Source organism: Sorangium sp. So ce296, assembly GCF_051529605.1.
Classification (GTDB): Bacteria; Myxococcota_A; Polyangia; order Polyangiales; family Polyangiaceae; genus Sorangium; species Sorangium cellulosum_D.
The window spans coordinates 2,981,169-3,000,548 of the sequence record NZ_CP150325.1 but is presented as its reverse complement, the minus strand read 5'-3'; the positions used below and the strand labels follow the sequence as shown (position 1 = coordinate 3,000,548).

The following is a 19,380-nucleotide window of genomic DNA, read 5'->3' as shown; positions in this document are numbered from 1 at the left end:
GGCTACCGCCGTGAGGCCAGCGCCGCGAGCCGCGCGCAGAGCCCCTCGCGGAGCGGGCCGTAGGTCGCGCGGTACGGCTCCCAGTCGAGGCGCTCGTCCGCGAGGATCTCGCGCCAGTACGGGTTCGCGGCGCCGTAGTCGTGGATGGCGCCGGTCTCGGCGATCTGCACGGCGAAGAGCGGCACCCGGAGCGCGTGGAAGAGCTTCTTCTTCGAGGCCTCCGGCTCGTCGTCGAAGCGGGCGCCGGCCTTCTTGAAGTCGGACGCGGAGCGGCTCGCGGCCGACGCGGCGAGCTTCTTCCGGTCGAGCTTGAACGGGAAGGGCGGCCTCGCCTCCTTGAGCCGGTGCTCGGGCGGGAGGAACAGGCACTCCAGCGCGAAGACGCTGTGCTCGGCGATGGCGTCGCGGAAGCTGTCGAGGCCGTGGACGACCACGTTGACGCCGGGCGCGAACGCGAGGTCCTGCTTCGCGTCGCGCCGCGCGAGGACGGCGACGAAATCCTCGTCGGACGCCGCGGTCGCGGTGCCGTACACGCGCGATCCCGTGCGGAACACGCTGTGGACCTCGCCGTCGTTGCGGCCGAGGACCCGGAGCACGGTCGAGAGGCTCATGGCCGGGTAGTGATCAACTTTGCCCAGAGAGAGTCCACATGTAGGCGGGAAGATCATTAAGGTTTTCTTCCCGCCTTCCCGCCTTCATGTTCAAATTTGACCACTACTCATGGCCGAGGGGTCGCTCAATACCCCGCTGACGCTCAGCCGTCGAGGAACCGCTCCAGCACCGGCCCGAGCAAGGCGGGCTCGATATGGTGCGTGGCGCCCGCGATCGTCTCCGCCCGTCCGCCGGGCAGCCGCGCGGCCAGCGTCTCGGCGACCTGGCGCATGATCGGCGCGCCCGCGTCGCCGGCGATCGCCAGCGTCGGCTGGCGGACCTCCGCGAGCGCGGCGGTGATGCGCCCATCGGCGACGATCGTCGCGTCGTAGACCAGGGTGTGCGCCATCGCCTCCAGCGCGGGGCGGAACGGGGCGTGCCTGAGCTGGGCCACGACCTCGTCGGGGATCCCGACCATGCGCCGCTGGAAGTACTCCACGGCGTCGCCGCGGCGCCCGGCCGCGACCAGCGACGCCAGCGCCTGCGCGTGCTCGGCGGGCTGGGCGGGCGGCGCCTCGTAGAGCGCAAGCCGCGTGATGGCCAGGCCGCGCGCCGCGGCGGCGAGCGCGAGCTGCGCGCCGGAGGAGTAGCCGAAGACCGCCGCGGCGCCGCCCGCGGCCTGGATGACCGCGTCCAGGTCCTCGATCTCGCGGTCGATCGCGTACGTCGCCGCGTCGCCGCTGTCGCCGCGCCCGCGGCGATCGTAGGCGAGCACGGTGAACCGCCGCGCCAGGTACGCCGAGAGCGGCGCGCCCGTCGTCCGGTCGTTGAACGCGCCCATCACCAGGATCACCGGCGCCCCGTGCCCGGTCTGGTCGAACGCGATGGTGGTGCCGTCCCTGGAGGTCGTCTTCTTCATCTCGGGTCTCCTTTTCGTGGTCCTGCCGCGTAGACCCGAGGCGACGAAAAACTAATCGGCGAGGCTCGCCGGCAGCCGGAACCCGGCGCACAGCTCGGCCGAAAACGTCATGATCTCCGCGATCTGGCCGTCAGAGACGCGCAGCACGTGGACGCCCGACAGCCGGAACTCCGCCTCGCCCTGGGGGCGCAGGTAGGCCGCCGCCGCCGGCTGCCGGTTGGCGCCGACCGGCACCATCCTGAACGCGCGCCCCCTCCAGCGGGGCGGGAAGAGCGCGAGCAGGTTGGCGATCGCCGCGCGGCCGTCGAACCAGAGCGGCGCGGGCGGCATCGCCCAGCGCGCGTCCTCGCGCAGGAGCCGGGTCAGCTCGGCGGTGTCCCCGTGCTCCCACGCGTCCATGAACACCTTGAGCGCGGCGCGCTCGAGCTCCGTGGCCGGCGCGCCGGCGGACGCGTCCGGCGCCCCGGCGGGGAGGCGCTCGCGCAACGTCGCGCGCGCCCGCTGGAGCGCGCTGGTCACCGACGGGACGGTCAGCTCGAGCAGCGCCGCGATCTCGGCCGCCGACCAGCCCACCACGTCGGACAGGACGAGCGCGGCGCGCTGGCGCGGCGGCAGGTGCTGCAGCGCGGCCAGGAACGCCAGCGCGAGGGTCTCGCGCGCCTCCACCGCGGCGTCCGGCGGCGGCCCGGCGTCGAGCAGGTCGTCCGGGAACGGCTGGAGCCACGGGACCTCCGGCGCCCACGGCGGCGCGGAGCGCGCCTCGGACGGCGGCGTGGCGGCGGTGACCGGCGGCGCCACGTCCTGCGGCACGACCCGCTGAGGGGCGCGCTCCAGCGCGTTCAGGCAGGCGTTGGTGGCGATGCGGTAGAGCCAGGTGCGGAACAGCGATCGCCCCTCGAACCCCTCGCGGCCGCGCCAGGCGCGGAGCAGGACCTCCTGCACCATGTCCTCCGCCTCGTCGAAGGAGCCGAGCATGCGATAGCAGTGCGCGCGGAGCCGACGGCGGTAGCGCTCGCTCAGCGCGGCGAACGCCGCGTGGTCTCCGGCGCGCGCCGCGGCCAGGACGGCCGCCTCCTCGTCGTTGCCAGGGTCCTCCGGCATTCTCGTCACGTCCGTCGACGCGCTCGACGACGAACGCCCTTTCTCGGCAACCACGAGATCTTCGGCGAGATCCGAGCTGCCCTGAGGGGCGGATATCGCGCTCGACACGCCGTCGCGCCCGCTCATTGCTCCACGAGCACGAGATCTCCTGCCCGGCGCGGCGCGACCTCGTAGGTCTCCTCGTACTGCGCGGCGAGGCCGGTCACCTCGATGGCCAGGCCGACCTCGAGCGACGTCGTGTCGATGACGGGCTCGCCGTCCACGACATGCACGTAGACCTGGACCTCGCCCGAGCCGTCGTCGATGTACACCTGGAAGCCGTAGGGCTGCTCGTCCTCCACGGCCGTGGTCACGCTGCCGCGCACGCGGACCAGCAGCCCCTCGACGGGCTCTCCGACGTCGCCGGTCATCACGTCCGTCGGCTCGATGGATTCGGTCCCATCGAGCACCGTGACCGAGGCCGCCGCGGCGTTGAGCACCGTCTGCTGGGCCGTCTGCCCGAGCTGCCCCGTGACGCGCACCCGGGCATCGAGGCCGAAATCGAGCGCGTCCGGCAGGCTCACGTAGATCCCCCCGGTGGCGTCCTGGAGGGCGAAGCCCTGCTCGCTGGTCGCCGAGCTGAAGGTGCCGGGCGCGACCGTGGCGAAACCCTCGACCGTCGCCGTCGAGCCCTCGGTCAGGGCGCGGGCTTGGGCGACGGTGACCACGACCTCCTGGTCCGGAGCGGGGGGCTCGTCTCCGCCGGAGCTGCAGGCCGTCGCCGCGAGGAGGCTTGTGACGGCGATCGAGGCGAGAGCGCGGCTCGTTAGGTGTCGACGCATTCCCAGCTTCCTACTGTTGCTGCGCTCAGGGGACAAGACATCCCCCATCGATGACGTACCTACACGTTCAATAGCTTACCTATGCATCTGCACCGTCGGCCCGAGCAGCCCACCGATCCCATCGTGGACGCCCGAGCCACCATGTCGTCCCCGAGGGCGACGGCGTGGTTGGCAAGCTCGGCAGCCGTGGCTGCCTCTCCCGTCCTCGTCCGGCGTACGCGAGCGCGTGCTCCTGCGGGTTTCTCGCGTCCCGCCTCTCGAGGCCTCGACGTCCCTCGCGCGCGGCACGAGAATCACCCCAGTGAGCCGCCTTGCCGTCTTCTGGCTTTCTTCTCTCGCCGTCCTCGCCGCCGGATGCCATCCAGGGGGCGGATCGCGCAACGACGACGGGTTCCCGGCCCGCCTGGCGCGCGGCTGCCGGAGCGAGCCCGACTGCCTCGTGCTGGAGCTCGAGGCGCAGGCCCGCGTCGACCAGTGCGCGTCGTTCTGCGAGGGCGCCGAGGCCGACCTGCGGGCCGCGAGCGCCCTCGTCGCCCGCTACCGGCAGGAGCGCGAGGCGCGCCAGGCGCGGATCGAGGCGCAGCGGCAGGCCGTCGAGGCCGCCGAGGCCGAGCGCCGCAGCGCCGAGATCGAGGCCGCCGAGGAGGCGCGCCGGCAGGAGGAGGCGGCCCACGCGGCCGAGCTCGATCTCGCCGCGAGCGAGCTCGCGTGCGCCCAGCAGGGCGACGCCGCGGCCTGCGACGCCCTCCTCCGCTACCTCGCCGGCGCCGCCCCGCGCGACGAGCGCGCGGCCCAGGTGCGCGCGTCGCTCGTGAAGGGCCGGCGGCGGATCGCCGAGCGCGAGGCCGCGAGGGCGGCCGAGGAGCAGCGCGAGGCCGAAGGCGCGCCCGCCCCCGCGCGACCGGGTGGCGGGCCGGCTGCGGCGGCGCGACCGCGGCCGGCGTCCGAGGGCCGCGTCTGCTGCTGCGACGGCACGCTGTCGCCGACCTGCACCTACGTGAAGCGGGGTTGCTGCTCCCACCACGGCGGCGTCTGCGCGTGCCCCTAGTCGCGGGTCAGACATCCTTCCGCACGTCGATGAAACCGCCAGGACATGGCTGGAGACGCGCGCCCAGGCAATGTGGGTAGTGCGCTCGGTGGCCATATCGTCATGGCATTCGTTTTGATTTGAATTTATAACGCCACATCTATGCGTAGTATACCGATCTACCAGGTGGACGCGTTCACGAGCCGTCTGTTCGCGGGAAACCCGGCTGCGGTGATGCTGCTGGACCGCTTTCTGGACGATTCGCTGTTGCGGGACATCGCGGCCGAAAACAACCTGGCCGAGACGGCGTTCCTGGTCCCTGACGGGGAGCGTTATCGCTTGCGCTGGTTCACGCCGACGACGGAGGTGCCGCTTTGCGGCCATGCGACCCTGGCGAGCGCGGCGGTCGTCATGGAGCGCTTGGAGCCCGGCCGTACCGAGGTGATCTTCGAATCGGCCAGCGGACCTTTGACGGTGCGGCGGACGCAGACCGGTTATGTCATGAATTTCCCGTCTCGACCGTCTGTTCCGACGACGCCGCCGCCCAACCTGGCCGAAGCGCTCGGCGCTGCTCCGGTCGAGGTGCTCACCGATACCTTCAATTACATCGCGGTATTGGAGGATGCGCAGGCCGTGCGCGCGCTGTCTCCGGACATCGCCGCGATTGCGCGCATGGACCGCGCAGGGGTCGTGGTGACCGCGCCGGGAGACGCGTCGTACGATTTCGTCAGCCGCTACTTCGCGCCGGCCAAGGGGATCCCGGAAGATCCCGTCACAGGCGGCGCGCATTGTGCGCTGACGCCGTATTGGGCGGCGCGGCTGAACAAGACGGCGTTTTTCGCGTTCCAGGCTTCCAGGCGCGGTGGAGAGCTCGTCTGTCGGCTGGTCGATGGCCGCGTCGAGCTGGAGGGCGCGTGTGCCTTTTATCTCGAAGGCAAGGTGACGATCTGAAACCCATCACGCGCAGTTGAATTCCCTCACCGGACCCCTTGGCCGGCCATCCTGACGGATGGAACCAGGCGCGCCGCTCGCACCACGGCGGCATCCGCCCTCCCAGCCCCCTCCCGCGCGCCCCGCGGCGGGCTCTGCGCCTGCCCGTGCGTGCCCGCCAACACGCGCGATCGAGGCTCTCCCGTGCGCCTGGTGTTTCCTTGATGTTCTAAGTACCGTTCTGGCGCGCCGCCGCGGGGCGGCGTCTCCGCGCTTCGTCTCTGCGCTCCCAGGAGGGTCCATGGCCGTCGCCGACTCGCAGTCCGCTCATCCCCAGAAGACCGATCATTCTCCCGAGGCCGTCGAGCGGCGGGTGGCGGACGCCCTCGCCGCGCTGTCGCTCGAGCAGAAGGTCCGCCTGCTGACGGGCGCCGACTTCTGGAGCACCTACCCCGAGCCCGCCATCGGCCTGCGCCGCATGGTCGTCTCGGACGGCCCGGTCGGCGTGCGCGGCGAGCACTGGGACGAGCGCGACCCCTCGGTGAGCCTCCCCTCCGCCACCGCCCTCGCCGCCACCTGGGACGAGGCCCTGATCGAGCGCCTCGGCGCCCTCCTGGCCTCCGAGGCGCGGCGCAAGGGCGTCGACGTCGTTCTGGGGCCGACCGTCAACCTGCACCGCAGCCCGCTCGGCGGTAGGCACTTCGAGTGCTTCTCCGAGGATCCGCTGCTCACCGGCCGGATCGGCGCGGCCTACGTCCGCGGGCTGCAGGCCCACGGCGTCGGCGCCACCCCCAAACACTACGTCGCCAACGACTCCGAGACCGAGCGGTTCACCGTCGACGTCCGCGTCGATCAGCGCACGCTGCGCGAGCTCTACCTCGCGCCGTTCGAGCGGATGATCGCCGGCGCGCGCGCGTGGCTCGTGATGGCCTCGTACAACGCGGTCAACGGGGCGACCATGACCGAGAACGCCCTGCTCGATTCGCCGCTCAAGGACGAGTGGGGCTTCGACGGCGTCGTGGTCTCGGACTGGTTCGCGACCCGCTCCACCGAGGCCGCGGGCCGCGCGGCCATGGACCTCGCCATGCCAGGGCCGGAAGGGCCGTGGGGCCAGGCGCTCGTCGCCGCCGTCCGGAGCGGCGCCGTGCCCGAGCAGGCCGTCGACGACAAGGTCCGCCGCCTGCTCCGGCTCGCCGCCCGCGTCGGCGCCCTCGAGGGCGTCGCGCCGGCCGCCCCCGCGCCGGCCCAGCTCCCCGCCGCCGACGCCGCCCGCCTCGCCCGCGAGACCGCCGCGGCCGGCATGGTGCTCGCGCGCAACCAGGGCGACGCGCTCCCCCTCGACGCGGCCAGCCTCCGGCGCGTCGCCGTGATCGGCCCGAACGCCGCCGAGGGGCGGATCCAGGGCGGCGGCAGCGCCAGCGTGCACCCGCACTACGCGGTCTCGCCGCTCGACGGGCTGCGCGCCGCGCTCGGCCAGCGCGCCGAGGTGCTCCACGCCGTCGGCGCCCGCATCCACGAAGGCCTCGTGCCCGTGGCCGGAGACCAGGTGGTCGACCCCGCGACCGGCGAGAACGGCGTGCGCGTGCGGCTCCTCGACGCGAACGGCGACGTCCTGCACGAGGAGCATCGCGGCGTGGGGCGCCTCACGTTCATCGGCGATGAGCGCGCCAAGCGGGCCGCGACCATCGAGGTGACGGCGCGGTTCCGCGCCGCCGAGGCCGGCCGCTACCGGATCGGCGTGGCCGGGGTGGGCGCGTACCGCCTCACCGGCGGCGGGGAGGTCCTCCTCGACGAGGCGATCGCGCCGGACAAGGACGACCTCGCCGCGGCCCTGCTCGCCCCGCCGCACCGGGCGGCCGAGCTGTCCTTTGCCGCCGGCCAGGAGCTCGACCTCGCCCTCACCCACGCGGTCCAGCCGGGCGCGGTCGCGGTGGCGTTCTCCCTCGGCGTCGAGGTCCCCGCGCCGTCCGACGAGGAGGAGCTCGCGCGCGCCGTGGAGCTCGCGCGCTCGTCCGACGTGGCGATCGTGGTCGTCGGCACCACCGAGGCGATCGAGAGCGAGGGCTTCGACCGGAGCGCGCTCGCGCTCCCCGGCCGCCAGGACGCGCTGGTCAGCGCCGTCGCGGCGGCGAACCCGCGGACGATCGTGCTGGTGAACTCGGGCGGGCCGGTGACCATGCCCTGGCGCGACGAGGTGGCCGCGGTGCTCCTCACGTGGTTCCCGGGCCAGGAGTTCGGGAGCGCCGCCGCCGACGTGCTGCTCGGCGCCGTGGAGCCCGGCGGCCGCCTGCCCACGACGTGGCCGTCGCGCCAGGAGGACGTGCCCGTGCTGTCGACGAAGCCCGAGAACGGCAAGCTGATCTACGCCGAGGGGCTGAACGTCGGGTACCGGGCCTGGGCCCGCGCCGGCGTCGCCCCGGCCTACCCGTTCGGGCACGGCCTGGGCTACACGCGCTGGGAGATCCTCGGGATCGACGCGCCGCCGAGCGTCGCCGCGGGCGAGGCGGTCGAGGCGCGGGTGCAGGTGCGCAACGTCGGGCCCCGGCGCGGTCGCCACGTGGTCCAGCTCTACCTGTCGCGGCCGGGCTCCGAGGTCGAGCGCCCCGTGCTCTGGCTGGCCGGCTTCGCCTCCGTCGAGGCCGAGCCCGATCAGACGGTCGAGGTCGCCGTCGTCGTCGAGCCGCGGGCCTTCGCGCACTGGGCGGCGGGCCGCTGGCAGGTCGAGCCCGGCGTGTTCACGCTGCACGCGGGGCACTCGGCCACCGCCCTGACGCGGCAGACCGCGGTGAACGTGGACGCCTGAGCGCGCGCCGCCCGGCGCCGGGGGGGCACCCCCGGCGCCCCGGGGCGGAACGTCGGCGGATCACCCCTCCGCGTCGTCGTCGTCGCTGGCGACCTCGTCGGTCGCCGAGCGCCGGTCGAGCCAGCGGCGGAGCTGGGTCCGGTGCACGCCCAGCGCGCGGGCCGTGCGCGCCACGTTCCCGCCCTCGCGGCGCAGCACCTCCTCGATGACCTCGTCGGCGGGCAGCGACGCCGCCCGCCGCGCCGGCCGCTCGCCGACCGGGGGCAGCGACGACCGCCGGCCCCTGTCCGAGGGGTGCTCCGAGGTGCCCGTCTGCGCCGGGGAGAAGGCCTGCCCGGCCGAGGGCGACAGGTGCCGCGCCTGGACCACCGGGCTCTTCTCGATCTGCGCCTCCTGCGCCGCCGCGCGGATCTCCGCCATCAGCTCCCGCACGTTTCCGGGCCACGCCCGCACGAGGCACGCCTCGATGAGCGAGGCGTGGGCCACGGGCGGGGCGCCCACGTCGCCGCGCTCGACGCCGGCGCCCGCGCTCCGCAGCGCCGCGTCCACGAGCCACGGGACCTCCTCGGGCCGCTCTTGCAGCCGCGGGATGCGGACCGCCGGCTGCGCGATGCGGAAGAAGAGATCCTCGCGGAGCTTCCCTGCGGCCACCTGCGCGCGCAGGTCCTTGTGGGTCGCCGACACGAGCGCGAAGTCCACCTGCACGGCCCGCGACGCGCCGAGCGGGATCACCTCCTTCGCCTCGAGCGCGCGGAGGAGCTTCGCTTGCACCCCGAGATCGAGCTCGGCGACCTCGTCGAGGAAGAGGACCCCGCCGTGGGCGGCTTGCACGTACCCCTCGGAGTCGGCCGCGGCGCCCGAGTACGCCCCCTTCCGCGCGCCGAAGAGCAGCCGCTCGGCGAGGCCGTCGGGGATGGCGGCGCAGTTCACGGCGACGAACGGCCCCCCGCGGCGCGGGCCGAGGGCGTGGAAGGCCCGCGCCGCGTGCTCCTTGCCGGTCCCGCTCTCGCCGGTGATGTGCAGCGCGGTCCCGAAGCGCGCCGCGCGATCGACCGCGTCCCACGCTCGGGCGAGGGTCGGCCCGAGGATCGTGCCCCCGGCCGTGGAGATCCCCGCCCGGAACGGCTCCACGTCGGCCTGGATCACGAACACCGACGAGCCGGTGCGCACGATGCGCAGCTCGTCGCCCGCGCGCGCGCCGGTCAGCGGGACGCCGTCGAGCGACGTTCCGTTCCGGCTATCGAGGTCTTCGACCTCCCACTGGCCCTGGTGCCAGCGCACGCGCGCGTGCCGGCGCGACATCCGCAGGTCGTCGAGCGGGACGCCCCCGACCTCGCCGCGCCCGAGCTCGAGCTCGCCGTCCTTGAGCGGGAGGACGTCGCAGCGAGGGCAGTCCACGGAGAAGACGAGCACCAGCCCAGGCGTCGGCCTCCTGGAACGCAGGCGTTCCGAGGCCGTTCCGAGCGAGTCGTCCAGGGTTGTCCTGGGTGCAGTGGTGGACTCCACGTCGCCGTCGAGTGTAGCGCGGACCCGCAGCGATGAGGAACCTCCTGAGGAGGATCGTCCTCGGGACACGTTGTCCGACAGCGTGGAGCCCTTCCTACCGGAGAGCGCCCACAGGGCACGTCGCCCGACAGCGCAGCGCTCTTCCTACCGAGGCGCGACCCGAGGGCCGGGCGTCCACCAGCAAAGGAATCTTCCTGGCGAGGTCGCGCGGAGGCTGCTCCTCCCGCCGGCGCTTCGACGCGCGCCGGCGGGGGACCTGCCCGGTCGCCGGTGATGAGGAGTCGCGGGCAGCGCGCCCTCGCGGGGATCGCGTCGATGAGCCCGGGATCGAAGCCTGGCGGAGGACCGGGGAGGGGCCTCGCTCCCTCTTGCAATGCTCCGGTGCAAATTGCCCCAGCGTGACCGATGCGCGTGCCCGATTCCCCGTGAAAAATAAGGATTCTTGCTTTATTTGCCGCGAAAGGTCGCGGCTCTGGGCCGAGCTCGCCGCGGGGGGCGCGGGCGAGGGGGCATTGGCCGGGGATTTCGTCGCTGCAGCGACGGCCGAGGCCGGGGAGCGGGGGATGGTTCGCCGCTTGCTTTCGTGGGTGTCGACCCATGAACGGCGAGCACCACGTCCCCGGCCAGAGCAGAGCGTTCGCCCGAAGAGGCGATGCGAGCACGGGGGGTGTCTCGTCCTGCGTCCGGGGGCTGCCGAAGCGGGAGCGCGCCGTGGGCGAGGTCCTCGCCGGCAAGTACCAGATCGTGGGCCCGCTGGGCGCCGGCGGCATGGGCACCGTGTGGCGGGCGCGCAGCTTGTGGCTCGACGTCGACGTGGCGATCAAGGTGCTCCACGAGGACCAGTTCGACGCGCACGCCGCAGAGCGCCTGCTCCGGGAGGCGCGCGCGACGGCGAGGCTCGGGCACCCGGCGATCGTGCGCGTGTTCGATTTCGGCGAGACCGACTCGGGCGAGCCGTTCCTGGTGATGGAGCTCCTCGAGGGCACGTCGCTCTCGAACTGGCTGGAGGCGAACGGCCGGATGCCGGCGGAGCAGGCGGTTCAGATGCTCTTGCCGGTGGCGTGCGCCCTCGCGGCCGCGCACGCGCAGAGCATCGTTCATCGCGACATCAAGCCTGCCAATATCCTCGTCGTGCCGGACGGCGCGGGCGGCCATGTCCCGAAGGTCGTCGACTTCGGCATTGCCAAGCTGGCCAACGCGGTGAGCCCCGCGATCACGCAACGAGGGATGATCGTCGGCAGCCCCGAGTACATGTCGCCGGAGCAGGCCGACGGCCAGCTGGAGGTCGGGGAGCAGACGGACGTCTGGGCGTTCAGCGTGGTGCTGTACGAGCTCATCACCGGGCAGCGGCCGTTCACCGGGGAGAGCCTCGGCGCGGTGATCTCGGCCATCTTCAGCAAGGAGCCGGCGCCGACGACGCAGCTCGGCGCCGGCGACGAGGAGCTCTGGTCGATCCTCCGCCGGGGCCTGGCCAAGTCGCCGGCCGAGCGGTGGCCCACCATGCGGTCGCTCGGCCGCGCGCTGGCGTCCTGGGCCGTCGAGCGCGGGGTCACGGCGGACGTGGCGGGCACGTCGCTCGCGCACCAGTGGCTCGCGCGGGGGCCGGAGTCGCCGCTCACCGCGGAGCGGCCCGCGTTCGCGACGACCGGCGTCGCCGGCGCCGTGTCGGGGGCGAAGGCGGCGGCGCCGCGCCCGCGCGGCGCAGGGAAGACGCTGGTCGCGTCGCCGGCCGCGGCGGCCACGCCTGCCGGGCGCCGGGGCGGCACCATCAAGATGTCCGAGGGCTTGCCCGCCGCTCCGATCGGGCTCGCGCCCCCGCTGCGGCTCCAGAAGGCGCTGCTGGTCGGGGTGCTCGTCGCCTTCGTCGCGCCGGTGGTCGTCGTGATGGGCCTGAACCTGCGGGGCGGGAGCGCGAGCGCGGGCGCCGCGCAACCGGCGGTCGCGGCCGCAGCGCCGGTCCTCGAGCCGGGCGCCGCCTTGGCGCTGCCGGGGGCGACCCCGGCAGCGCCCCCGGCCGACGTCGTGCCTGCCGAGGGCGGGGGGCCGCGCGCGAGCGCCCTCGAGACGGCCGCGCGGGGCGCGCCGGCAGGCAAGCCGCCCGCGAAGCCGGCCGAGTCGGCCGAGTCGGCCGATCCGTGGGACGATCCGGCCGATCCTTGGGGCGAGCTGGCCGACCCGTGGGACGAGATCGAGCCGTCCTCGGCGCCGGCCGAGCCGCCCGCCCAGCGCGCCGAGGCGCGCCCGCAGCGGGACGAGCCGCGCCCGCAGCGGGACGAGGCGCGGCGGCAGCGGCCCGAGCCGCGCGCGCAGCGGGACGAGCCGCTGCGTCCGGCGCCTGCGTCCACGTCCATGCCGCTGCCGGCGGCGCCCGATTTCTGAGGTGGTCATGCGCAATCGTGGGGTGAAGTTCCGCGCCGTTCGCGCCTCGGGCGACCTGCTGCTCCTCCTGGCCGCGCTCGCGTTGGCGCCGCTTGGATCGGGCGGCTGCTCCGCGCTGATCGGCGCCGAGCTGTCCGACAAGGACGAAGCGGCCGAGGACGCCGTGGGGCGAGAGGATCAGGTCGGCGACGGGGGCGGCGGCGGCGATCTCAGCAGGAGCAGCGGCACGAGCGGGAGCACCGGCGGCCCGGAGGGCGCGACGGGCAGCGCCGGCGGCGGTGAGGGCGCGAGCGGGGGCGGCGAGGGCGCGAGCAGCGCGGCCAGCGGGGGCGGCGCGGGCGCGACGACCAGCGCGGCGAGCGGGGGCGGCGAGGGCGCGAGCAGCGCGGCCAGCGGGGGCGGCGCGGGCGCGACGACCAGCGCGGCGAGCGGGGGCGGCGAGGGCGCGACGACCAGCGCGGCGAGCGGGGGCGCGACGACCAGCGCGGCGAGCGGGGGCGGCGCAAGCAGCGGCGGCGGCGAGAGCGCGAGCAGCGGGAGCGGCGCGGGCGCGAGCAGCGGCGGCCCGAGCCCGAGCGGCGGCGGCCCGGGCGAAAGCAGCGGCGGCCCGGGCCCGGGCGGCGGCGGCCCGGGCGAAAGCAGCGCAAGCGGCGGCGGCGAGAGCGCGAGCATCGGGAGCGGCGGCGGCGCTGGCGGTGCGAGCAGCGGGAGCGGCGAGGGAGGCGGCGAGAGCAGCAGCTCGGGCGGCGAAGCGCACTGCAACGCCCATTTCGCCGATTGCGACGTGGACCCGGCGCACCATTGCGAGACCAACCTTTGGAACAACCGCAATCACTGCGGCGCTTGCGACAACCGATGTCCCCACGGCAAGCACTGCCGGGAGGGGGAGTGTCAATGAGGACGCATTCTCCTGCTCGATCCAGGCGGACGCTCGTCTCCGTCGCCGCGGCGCTGCTCCTCGCCGCGGCCCCGCTCCCCGCGGCGGCGCAGGGCAAGGGGGACGTGGCAGCGGCGCGCGTGCTGTTCGTCCAGGGGGCGAAGTTCGCCCGCGAGGGGCGCTGGGAGGAGGCGCGGGCGCTGTACGCCCGGTCGCTGGAGATCAAGGCGACGCCCCTCACGCGGTACAGCCTCGGCGTCGCGCAGAAGGAGACGGGGCGCCTCGTCGACGCGCTCGCCAGCTTTCGCGCCTTCCTGGCCGAGCCGGCGACGCCGACGACCGAGCCCTACGTCGGTCCGGCGCGCGAGGCCGTGGCGAAGCTCGAAAAGCGCGTCGGCCGGGCGACCCTCGCGGTCGAGCCGGGCAGGGCCGACGGGCTGGCCCTGGCCCTGGACGGCAAGCCGGTGCGCGCGGCGCCGGGTCAGGTGCTCGAGCTTGACCCGGGCGACCACGAGGTCGTGGCGACCGCTCCGGGGTACCGCGCCGCGGTGGCCCGGTTCAGCGTCGCCGCCGGCGCCTCGGTCGAGGTCCCGCTCGCGCTCGCGCCGGCCGCGGCCTCGCGGGCCTCGGCGGCCGGGGGCGGTCTGCCTCCCCTGGCCGAAGCTTCCGAGGGGCCGAGCCGGACGCTCCCGGTCGTCGTGATGGGCGTGGGCGGCGCGATCTTCGCCGGCGGCGCCGTCCTCGGCCTCGCCGGCTTGAAGCAGGCGGGCGACGCGCGATCGGGCACGGGCTCGGACGCGAGCTCGGCGCGGGCCAAGGGGATCGTCGGCGACGTGCTCGGCGGCGTCGGCATCGCGACCGTCGGCGTCGGGCTCTACTTGCTGCTCAACGAGTCAGCGCCGAGCCCCCCCAAGGCGGGCTCCGTGACCCCGTGGCTGAGCGCGTCGGGCGCGGGCGTCGAAATGCGGCTCTGATCCGCATCGCCCCGCGCCGCGGGGCCGCTCGCGCGGCTCTCTTCCTTCCTCCTCTGTGCCCTCTGCGCCTCTGTGTTTCTTCTCTTCTCCTCACGCCAGAAGACGCGTCCCCGGCGCGCCTGTCCGTAGGTCGTTGCCGCGCGCAATGCCCGAGCGTCGGAATCGTGCGTAATCGCGCGTAATCGCGCGTAATCGTGCGTGAGGCGCGCAAGCCATTGCCCGGCTCCTCTGCGGCGCATTCGACGGGCGGTGCTCGATTCTTGTTTTGTGGGATCGTTCTGCGTAGCCTATCCTCGGCGAGATCGAATCAGCGGTCGCCGAGCGAATGTTTCGAGCGGTGCGCCATCGAGCGGACTCGCCGCTGGAGGGTAGGGGGTATGAAGAATTTCCTGGCACGGGGCGTGTCCCGTTCCGTCCGTGGGGGGCGCCCGGGCGGCCTGGCGCCTGACGTAGCTCGTGCGCGCAAGCCGTCGCGGCACCTCGTCGTCGCGCTGGCGGCGATGACGGTCGTTCTGTTCGCAGCCGAAGCCTGGGCTTCGGGCACGTGGACCAAGCGGGTCACGTCCGGTCCGGCGCCGACGGAGCGCTCGACCCCCGCGGTCGCCGCGATCGGCGACGCCGTTTACCTGTTCGGCGGCATGAAAGACGACTTCTCGACCTTCGAGAACACCTTCTACAACGATCTCTATCGATTCGACACCGCGCTCGATTCCTGGGAGCTGCTCGATCCGGCGGGGGACCTGCCGCCTCCGCGCGTGTTCGCCGGCGCGGCGGCCGACGAGTGCAATGGCGTCATGCTGGTGTTCGGCGGGGCGACGTACAGCCCCGACTTCTCCGATTTCGTGGCCCACGACGACCTCTGGGCTTACGACGCCGACGCGGACGCCTGGATCGAGATCCACCCCGAGAACGCCGGGCCGGTCGGCCGTTCCCGCCCGAACGTCTGGTTCGCCGGCGGGAAGCTGTATGTCTTCGGCGGAGTGACCAGCGCCTTCGAGTTCATGAACGATCTCTGGGCGTACGATCTGGGGTCGAACCGGTGGAAGGAGCTCGTGCCCGCCGGCGCTCCCGGCTCGCCGCGCGGCCGGCACGAGGCGATGGCGGGGACGGCGCCGATCCGGGGCAAGCTGACGCTGTACGGCGGCGAGACGATGGGCGCGGCTGGCTTCGAGATGCTGGACGATACCTGGGAGTTCGATCTGCGCACCCGCCGGTGGACCGAGGTGACGCCGCGCGCGCGGCGCGACATCACGCCGCCGCGCAACTACGGCGCCGCGGCCGTCATCGGCTGGGACCTGTACCTGCAAGGAGGCGACGTGTCGGGCGGCTCGTCGGGGTGCGGCGCGCCGTTCGAGCAGAACCCCATCGAGGAGCTCTGGCGGTACAGCGCGATCCAGCGGAAGTGGACCAAGCTGTCGCCGGGCGGCGATCCGCTGGTCAGGCTCAAGCGGCATGTCGCCGCGGAGGTGAACGGCACCATGTACCTGTTCTCGGGGTGGGATTTCGCCTGCGACGGCGGCGTGGGCCCCGGTCAGCTCTGGAACCGCGACGTCTATTCGTTCGATCCCTGAGCGGGGCAGGCGACCGCCACGCCGCCGGCGGCGGGCGCGCCGCGCTACCCGGCCGCGGCGCGGACATGGTACTGCGCCCTCATGCGCTCGCTCGCGATGGTGCTGTCCCTGGCCGCGCTCCTGGCCGCGGGCGCGCCCGCTTCGGCCAGCGGCGACAGCGCCGGCCATCCCTCGGCGGACGCGCCCTCGGCGGACGCGCCCTCGGCGGACGCGCCCTCGACGGACGCGCCCTCGGCGGACGCGCCCTCGGCGGACGCGCCCTCGACGGACGCGCCCTCGGCGGACGCGCCCTCGGCGGACGCGCCCCCCGGGGACGCGCCTGCGCCGCCGCAGGCCGCGGCGGCGGCGCGGTGGTGCGCGCCGGAGCTCGCCGCGCTGCCCGGCGAGGTGTGCGCCTTCCTGCCGGCCAAAGCAGCGCCGGGTCCCCGCGTGCTCGTGATCTACCTGCACGGCGTCGTTCAGCCCGATTCAGGGTGGCAGTGGGCGCAACAGCGGGGCGCCGCGCGGGCCGGCGCACGGCACGGCGTCGCCGTGATGATGCCGCGCGGCCGCAGGGGGATCGGGCCGAAGACGATGGAAGACTGGTGGTGCTGGCCCACCGCCACCGCGGCGCAGGCGACCCACGAGGACGCGCTGCTCGCCGAGTGGGACGCGGCGCGCGCGGAGCTCGAGCGGCGCGCGGGCGCGCGCTTCGACCGGGTGCTCGTGTTCGGCTTCTCGAACGGCGCGTACTACGCGACGTCGCTGGCGATGCGCGGGCGGCTGCCGGTCGACGGCTACGCGGCGTTCGCGGGCGGCTCGGGCGCGCGCTACCTGGAGCGGGCGGGCGCGCAGACCAAGGCGCGCGCGCCGATCTTCGTCGGCTGGGGCGGCAAGGACCCGGCGCACCGGGACCAGGTCGCGCTCGCGAAGATGCTCCGCCGGCTGAAGTGGCCTTCGAGGTCGCTCGGCAAGCCGCGCGCGGGGCACGCGATGACCGACGATCAGGTCGACCAGGCGTTCGCCTTCCTGAGCGGCAAGCGAGGCGGCGCCACGGCGCCCGGCAGGGGGCGCGGCGCTCGAGCGCGCTGACGGACGCGCAGGCCGCCGTCCGGCCGGGGCCGCTCGAGCGCGCCCGCGGCGGAGACGGCGGGGTAGTGATCAACTTTGCCCAGAGAGAGTCCACATGAAGGCGGGAAGATCATTAAGGTTTTCTTCCCGCCTTCCCGCCTTCATGTTCAAATTTGACCACTACAGGCGGGGGCGCGGTCAGCCGCCGGGCCGGCCCTGCTCCGCGGCGCTGGCCGGCGCGGGCGCCGGAGCGTCGTCGGCCGGCATCTGGAGCATCGCGTAGTCGATCGTCGTCTCGTTGCGCAGCACGGTGAGCACCACCATGTCCCCGGGCGCGCAGGCGCGCAGGTGGCTCTCCAGCCCTGCGATCGAGTGGACCGGCCGCCCGTCGACGGCGAGGATGACGTCGCCCGGCTCCAGCAGGGGGGACGTGAAGCTGCGGATATCCATGCTCGCGATCCTCACGCCGTCGCCTGCGGTCGGCTGGATCGTGAGGTACCACGGCGCCGGGACGACGGTCGCCGTCGGCGCGGGGTTCGACGGCTTCTCCCGTCTCGCGGTCTCCGCCTGGCTCGCCGGCACGCCCGCGCGCGGCTGCGCGGCGTCAGCGCGCGAGGCGTCGACGCGGGGCTGCGCGGTGTCTGCGGGCTGCGAGGCTTCGACGCGCGGACAGTCGCCGCGGCACGCGGCTACCGCGAGCGGGACCAGCGGGGTGAGCATGCCGGAGAGCCGCCGAGCCCACCCGCACGCGCCGCGCGCACGGAGGGGTAGATCCCGCTGCTGACTTGCATGCATGGCCCCTCGGCGCCCCCGACCTCTTGCCTCCCAAGATGCAAGATCCCCACCAGCGATTCTCCGCCGCGGTCCGGGCCGATGCCGGAAATCAGGGAGGAGGTTCGCCTGCGGCGCGCCGCGATCACGCCCGGGCGAGCCGTGGCGCAGGAACGAAGTGCGCGGGGAACACCCGCTCGAGGAACTCGTTGCGCAGGAGCCCGTCGGGATCGACGAGCTGCTTGAGCCGGACGAACTCCGGCAGCGCGTGCGCGTACATCGCTTGGAGGTGCTCCGCTGTCGCGTGGACGTTCTTGACCAGGTAGACCCGGCCGCCGATCTCGAGGCTGTGCGCGCTGAGCTCGGTGAGCCGCAGGCGGATGCGGCGCACGCTCTCGTCATCGCTGCCCACGAACGCGACCGTGACCGCGAACCCGTCCGTCCCGTGGTTCGCCGAGAGGAGGAACCGGTCGCCCTGGATGTGGAGCACGTCGAGCAGCAGCGGCGGGATTCCGTCTCGGGTCGCGATCTCGTCGATCCTGTTCAGGAAACCGGCGAGCCGGCGCAGGCTGTCCTCCCGGGCGCCCGGGTCGTAGGGGATCATGAAGGTCTGCTGCGCCGTGATCATCGGCGCGCCGAGGGCCTGCCCGATGCGGTTCGCGAGGACGTTGCCATCCATGAAGAACAGATAGCCCATGAGCTCGTCGACGTTCGGGCGCGAGACGTCGAAGACGAAGCGGTCGATGATCGTCCAGACGGCCCGGCTCACGACGGACGCGCGCATCAGCCACTCGATCGGGACGCGGAGCGGGTAGTTGCGGCGATGGTTCAGCAGCGGGCGGAGCGCGTGGGACGTCCCCGCGACGTACCGCGACCGCATGACCATGCTCCTGCTGCCTTCGAGGGTGTGGAAGGCGATGGAGAAGAGCGCCTCGGGGACCCACCCGTCCTCGGCCGCGCTCCCTCCCTCCTCGGGCAGGAGCTGCTCGGCGCGCGGGAGGAGCGCCGCGGCGAGCTCCTCGAGCGATCCGCAGCGCGTCGCCTCGGTGACGACGCGGATCGGGGTGCCCGCCGGGGCGACGCGTGCGACGCGGTACGTGACGTCGATCACCGCGCCGAGGTAGCCGAGGCCGCCGATCACCGCGTGGAACAGCGCGCTCGTCCCCTCGTCGCGGCCGAGGGAGAGCAGCTCCCCGTCGAGGGTGAGGAGCGTCAGCCGCTCGACATAGTGCCCTTCCTTGCCGCCGGTGCTCGAGAAGCGAGAGAGGCAGTCTCCGGAGACCGTGCCTCCCGCGGTCGCGTGGCTCGTCGAGACCACCGTGTACGGCGCGAGCCCGCGGGCGGCGAGCTCACGCACGATCGCTCCCCACGTGGCGCCGGCGCCCACGGTCATCCGCGCCCCCTCCTCGTCGATCTCGATGGAGGTGAAGCGCGTCATCGAGATCACGATGTCGTCGTTCAGCGCCTGCCCGTCGAACGACTGCCCCCCGGCGCGGAACGTGATCCTGCGCCCCGTCCGCTTCGCCATGCGGAGCAGCACCCGGAGCTCCTCGATCGAGGCTGGCGTGTACAGGTCTCCGCACGACTGCTGCAGCCCGCTGTAGCCCTGGAGCAGGCAGAGCGGCTTTCGAGGGATCTCATCGAGCCGCGGCGGCGGCGGCGCGCCCCCGACATAGGCGAGGCCAGCGTCCGTGGCCCCTCGCGCGGCTCGCCGGGGCGACCCGCTGTCGAATCGAGCGACCACGATCAACCCGAGGAGGGAGGGAGGGGGGCCTTGTCCATCGCGTCGACCGTATCGAGGGCTGGGCGCATCGCGCGCAGCGTCGCTCGTAACGGGTCACGCGGGCAAATTCACGCCTCCCGCTGCGCTGAGTGGTCCCCCGGGGGGGCGTCTCTCGTCTCCCGTCTCTCGTCTCCCGTCTCCCGTCTCTCGTCTCTCGTCTCCCGTGCGCGTCCTTCGTGCGCGTGCGCGTGCGCGCTGATTCCGGGGAATCGCGCACGCGCACGCGCACGCAGACGCGCACGAAGACGGGAGACGGGAGACGGAAGACGGAAGAGGG

At 73.9% G+C, this 19,380-nt stretch carries 15 protein-coding genes; 8 read left to right on the top strand and 7 right to left on the bottom strand.

Translation table 11 applies throughout. The features are described from left to right. Nucleotides 1-2: 2 nt before the first annotated feature. The 4 genes from WME98_RS11370 to WME98_RS11355 form a co-directional block, all read right to left on the bottom strand. Entirely contained in the window at nt 3-611 is a 609-nt protein-coding gene (locus tag WME98_RS11370; RefSeq protein WP_437951358.1) for a hypothetical protein, read from the bottom strand. Nucleotides 612-754: 143 nt separating this feature from the next. Then, on the bottom strand, nt 755-1,510 hold the full coding sequence (locus WME98_RS11365; RefSeq protein ID WP_437951357.1) for an alpha/beta fold hydrolase: 756 nt from the start codon (nt 1,508-1,510) through the stop codon (nt 755-757). A 51-nt stretch (nt 1,511-1,561) separates the two neighbouring features. Next, nucleotides 1,562-2,611: an RNA polymerase subunit sigma-70 gene (locus tag WME98_RS11360; protein WP_437951356.1), complete on the bottom strand. Its 1,050-nt coding sequence runs from the start codon at nt 2,609-2,611 to the stop codon at nt 1,562-1,564. 122 nt (nt 2,612-2,733) lie between these two features. Then, entirely contained in the window at nt 2,734-3,432 is a 699-nt protein-coding gene (locus tag WME98_RS11355; RefSeq protein WP_437951355.1) for an OB-fold nucleic acid binding domain-containing protein, read from the bottom strand. A gap of 301 nt (nt 3,433-3,733) precedes the next feature. Between WME98_RS11355 and WME98_RS11350 the strand changes: the two genes are divergently transcribed. From WME98_RS11350 to WME98_RS11340, 3 genes are all read left to right on the top strand, one after another. Beyond that, nucleotides 3,734-4,480 carry a hypothetical protein gene (locus WME98_RS11350; RefSeq protein ID WP_437951354.1) on the top strand — a complete coding sequence of 249 codons (747 nt, stop codon included), beginning with the start codon at nt 3,734-3,736 and terminating at the stop codon, nt 4,478-4,480. A 141-nt stretch (nt 4,481-4,621) separates the two neighbouring features. Next, nucleotides 4,622-5,410, top strand: a complete 789-nt coding sequence (locus WME98_RS11345; RefSeq protein WP_437951353.1) for a PhzF family phenazine biosynthesis protein — start codon at nt 4,622-4,624, stop codon at nt 5,408-5,410. Between the two features lie 280 nt (nt 5,411-5,690). Then, on the top strand, nt 5,691-8,192 hold the full coding sequence (locus WME98_RS11340) for a beta-glucosidase (RefSeq protein ID WP_437951352.1): 2,502 nt from the start codon (nt 5,691-5,693) through the stop codon (nt 8,190-8,192). 60 nt (nt 8,193-8,252) lie between these two features. On the opposite strand, the gene WME98_RS11335 is transcribed toward WME98_RS11340, so the two are convergent. Then, on the bottom strand, nt 8,253-9,605 hold the full coding sequence (locus WME98_RS11335) for a sigma 54-interacting transcriptional regulator (RefSeq protein ID WP_437951351.1): 1,353 nt from the start codon (nt 9,603-9,605) through the stop codon (nt 8,253-8,255). 690 nt (nt 9,606-10,295) lie between these two features. On the opposite strand from WME98_RS11335, the gene WME98_RS11330 reads away from it, so the two are divergent. The 5 genes from WME98_RS11330 to WME98_RS11310 all read left to right on the top strand — a co-directional run bounded on the left by WME98_RS11330 (nt 10,296) and on the right by WME98_RS11310 (nt 16,570). Continuing rightward, on the top strand, nt 10,296-12,077 hold the full coding sequence (locus tag WME98_RS11330; protein ID WP_437951350.1) for a protein kinase domain-containing protein: 1,782 nt from the start codon (nt 10,296-10,298) through the stop codon (nt 12,075-12,077). Between the two features lie 7 nt (nt 12,078-12,084). Next, nucleotides 12,085-12,975: a hypothetical protein gene (locus WME98_RS11325; RefSeq protein WP_437951349.1), complete on the top strand. Its 891-nt coding sequence runs from the start codon at nt 12,085-12,087 to the stop codon at nt 12,973-12,975. Further along, the gene (locus WME98_RS11320) at nt 12,972-13,928 is read left to right on the top strand and encodes a hypothetical protein (protein WP_437951348.1); all 957 of its coding nucleotides are present in this window, start codon (nt 12,972-12,974) and stop codon (nt 13,926-13,928) included. The genes WME98_RS11325 and WME98_RS11320 overlap by 4 nt, the downstream gene beginning before the upstream one ends. 500 nt (nt 13,929-14,428) lie before the next feature. Then, entirely contained in the window at nt 14,429-15,499 is a 1,071-nt protein-coding gene (locus tag WME98_RS11315; protein WP_437333375.1) for a Kelch repeat-containing protein, read from the top strand. A gap of 81 nt (nt 15,500-15,580) precedes the next feature. Beyond that, nucleotides 15,581-16,570: an alpha/beta hydrolase gene (locus WME98_RS11310; protein ID WP_437951347.1), complete on the top strand. Its 990-nt coding sequence runs from the start codon at nt 15,581-15,583 to the stop codon at nt 16,568-16,570. Nucleotides 16,571-16,747: 177 nt separating this feature from the next. Here WME98_RS11310 and WME98_RS11305 read toward each other — a convergent pair whose 3' ends face one another. Both WME98_RS11305 and WME98_RS11300 read right to left on the bottom strand, forming a co-directional pair. Continuing rightward, a complete protein-coding gene (locus WME98_RS11305) occupies nt 16,748-17,269 on the bottom strand; it encodes a PDZ domain-containing protein (protein ID WP_437951346.1) in 522 nt (173 codons plus the stop codon). Between the two features lie 196 nt (nt 17,270-17,465). Next, complete coding sequence (locus tag WME98_RS11300; protein ID WP_437951345.1) at nt 17,466-19,064, bottom strand: FAD-binding oxidoreductase; 1,599 nt, start codon at nt 19,062-19,064, stop codon at nt 17,466-17,468. Nucleotides 19,065-19,380: the final 316 nt, after the last annotated feature.

Excerpts from the sequence above, each read along its gene's own strand:
- WME98_RS11370 (WP_437951358.1), bottom strand. The coding sequence starts at position 611 with ATGAGCCTCTCGACCGTGCTCCGGGTCCTCGGCCGCAACGACGGCGAG.
- WME98_RS11365 (WP_437951357.1), bottom strand. The coding sequence starts at position 1,510 with ATGAAGAAGACGACCTCCAGGGACGGCACCACCATCGCGTTCGACCAG.
- WME98_RS11360 (WP_437951356.1), bottom strand. The coding sequence starts at position 2,611 with ATGCCGGAGGACCCTGGCAACGACGAGGAGGCGGCCGTCCTGGCCGCG.
- WME98_RS11355 (WP_437951355.1), bottom strand. The coding sequence starts at position 3,432 with ATGCGTCGACACCTAACGAGCCGCGCTCTCGCCTCGATCGCCGTCACA.
- WME98_RS11345 (WP_437951353.1), top strand. The coding sequence starts at position 4,622 with ATGCGTAGTATACCGATCTACCAGGTGGACGCGTTCACGAGCCGTCTG.
- WME98_RS11340 (WP_437951352.1), top strand. The coding sequence starts at position 5,691 with ATGGCCGTCGCCGACTCGCAGTCCGCTCATCCCCAGAAGACCGATCAT.
- WME98_RS11330 (WP_437951350.1), top strand. The coding sequence starts at position 10,296 with ATGAACGGCGAGCACCACGTCCCCGGCCAGAGCAGAGCGTTCGCCCGA.
- WME98_RS11325 (WP_437951349.1), top strand. The coding sequence starts at position 12,085 with ATGCGCAATCGTGGGGTGAAGTTCCGCGCCGTTCGCGCCTCGGGCGAC.
- WME98_RS11320 (WP_437951348.1), top strand. The coding sequence starts at position 12,972 with ATGAGGACGCATTCTCCTGCTCGATCCAGGCGGACGCTCGTCTCCGTC.
- WME98_RS11315 (WP_437333375.1), top strand. The coding sequence starts at position 14,429 with ATGACGGTCGTTCTGTTCGCAGCCGAAGCCTGGGCTTCGGGCACGTGG.
- WME98_RS11310 (WP_437951347.1), top strand. The coding sequence starts at position 15,581 with ATGCGCTCGCTCGCGATGGTGCTGTCCCTGGCCGCGCTCCTGGCCGCG.
- WME98_RS11305 (WP_437951346.1), bottom strand. The coding sequence starts at position 17,269 with ATGCTCACCCCGCTGGTCCCGCTCGCGGTAGCCGCGTGCCGCGGCGAC.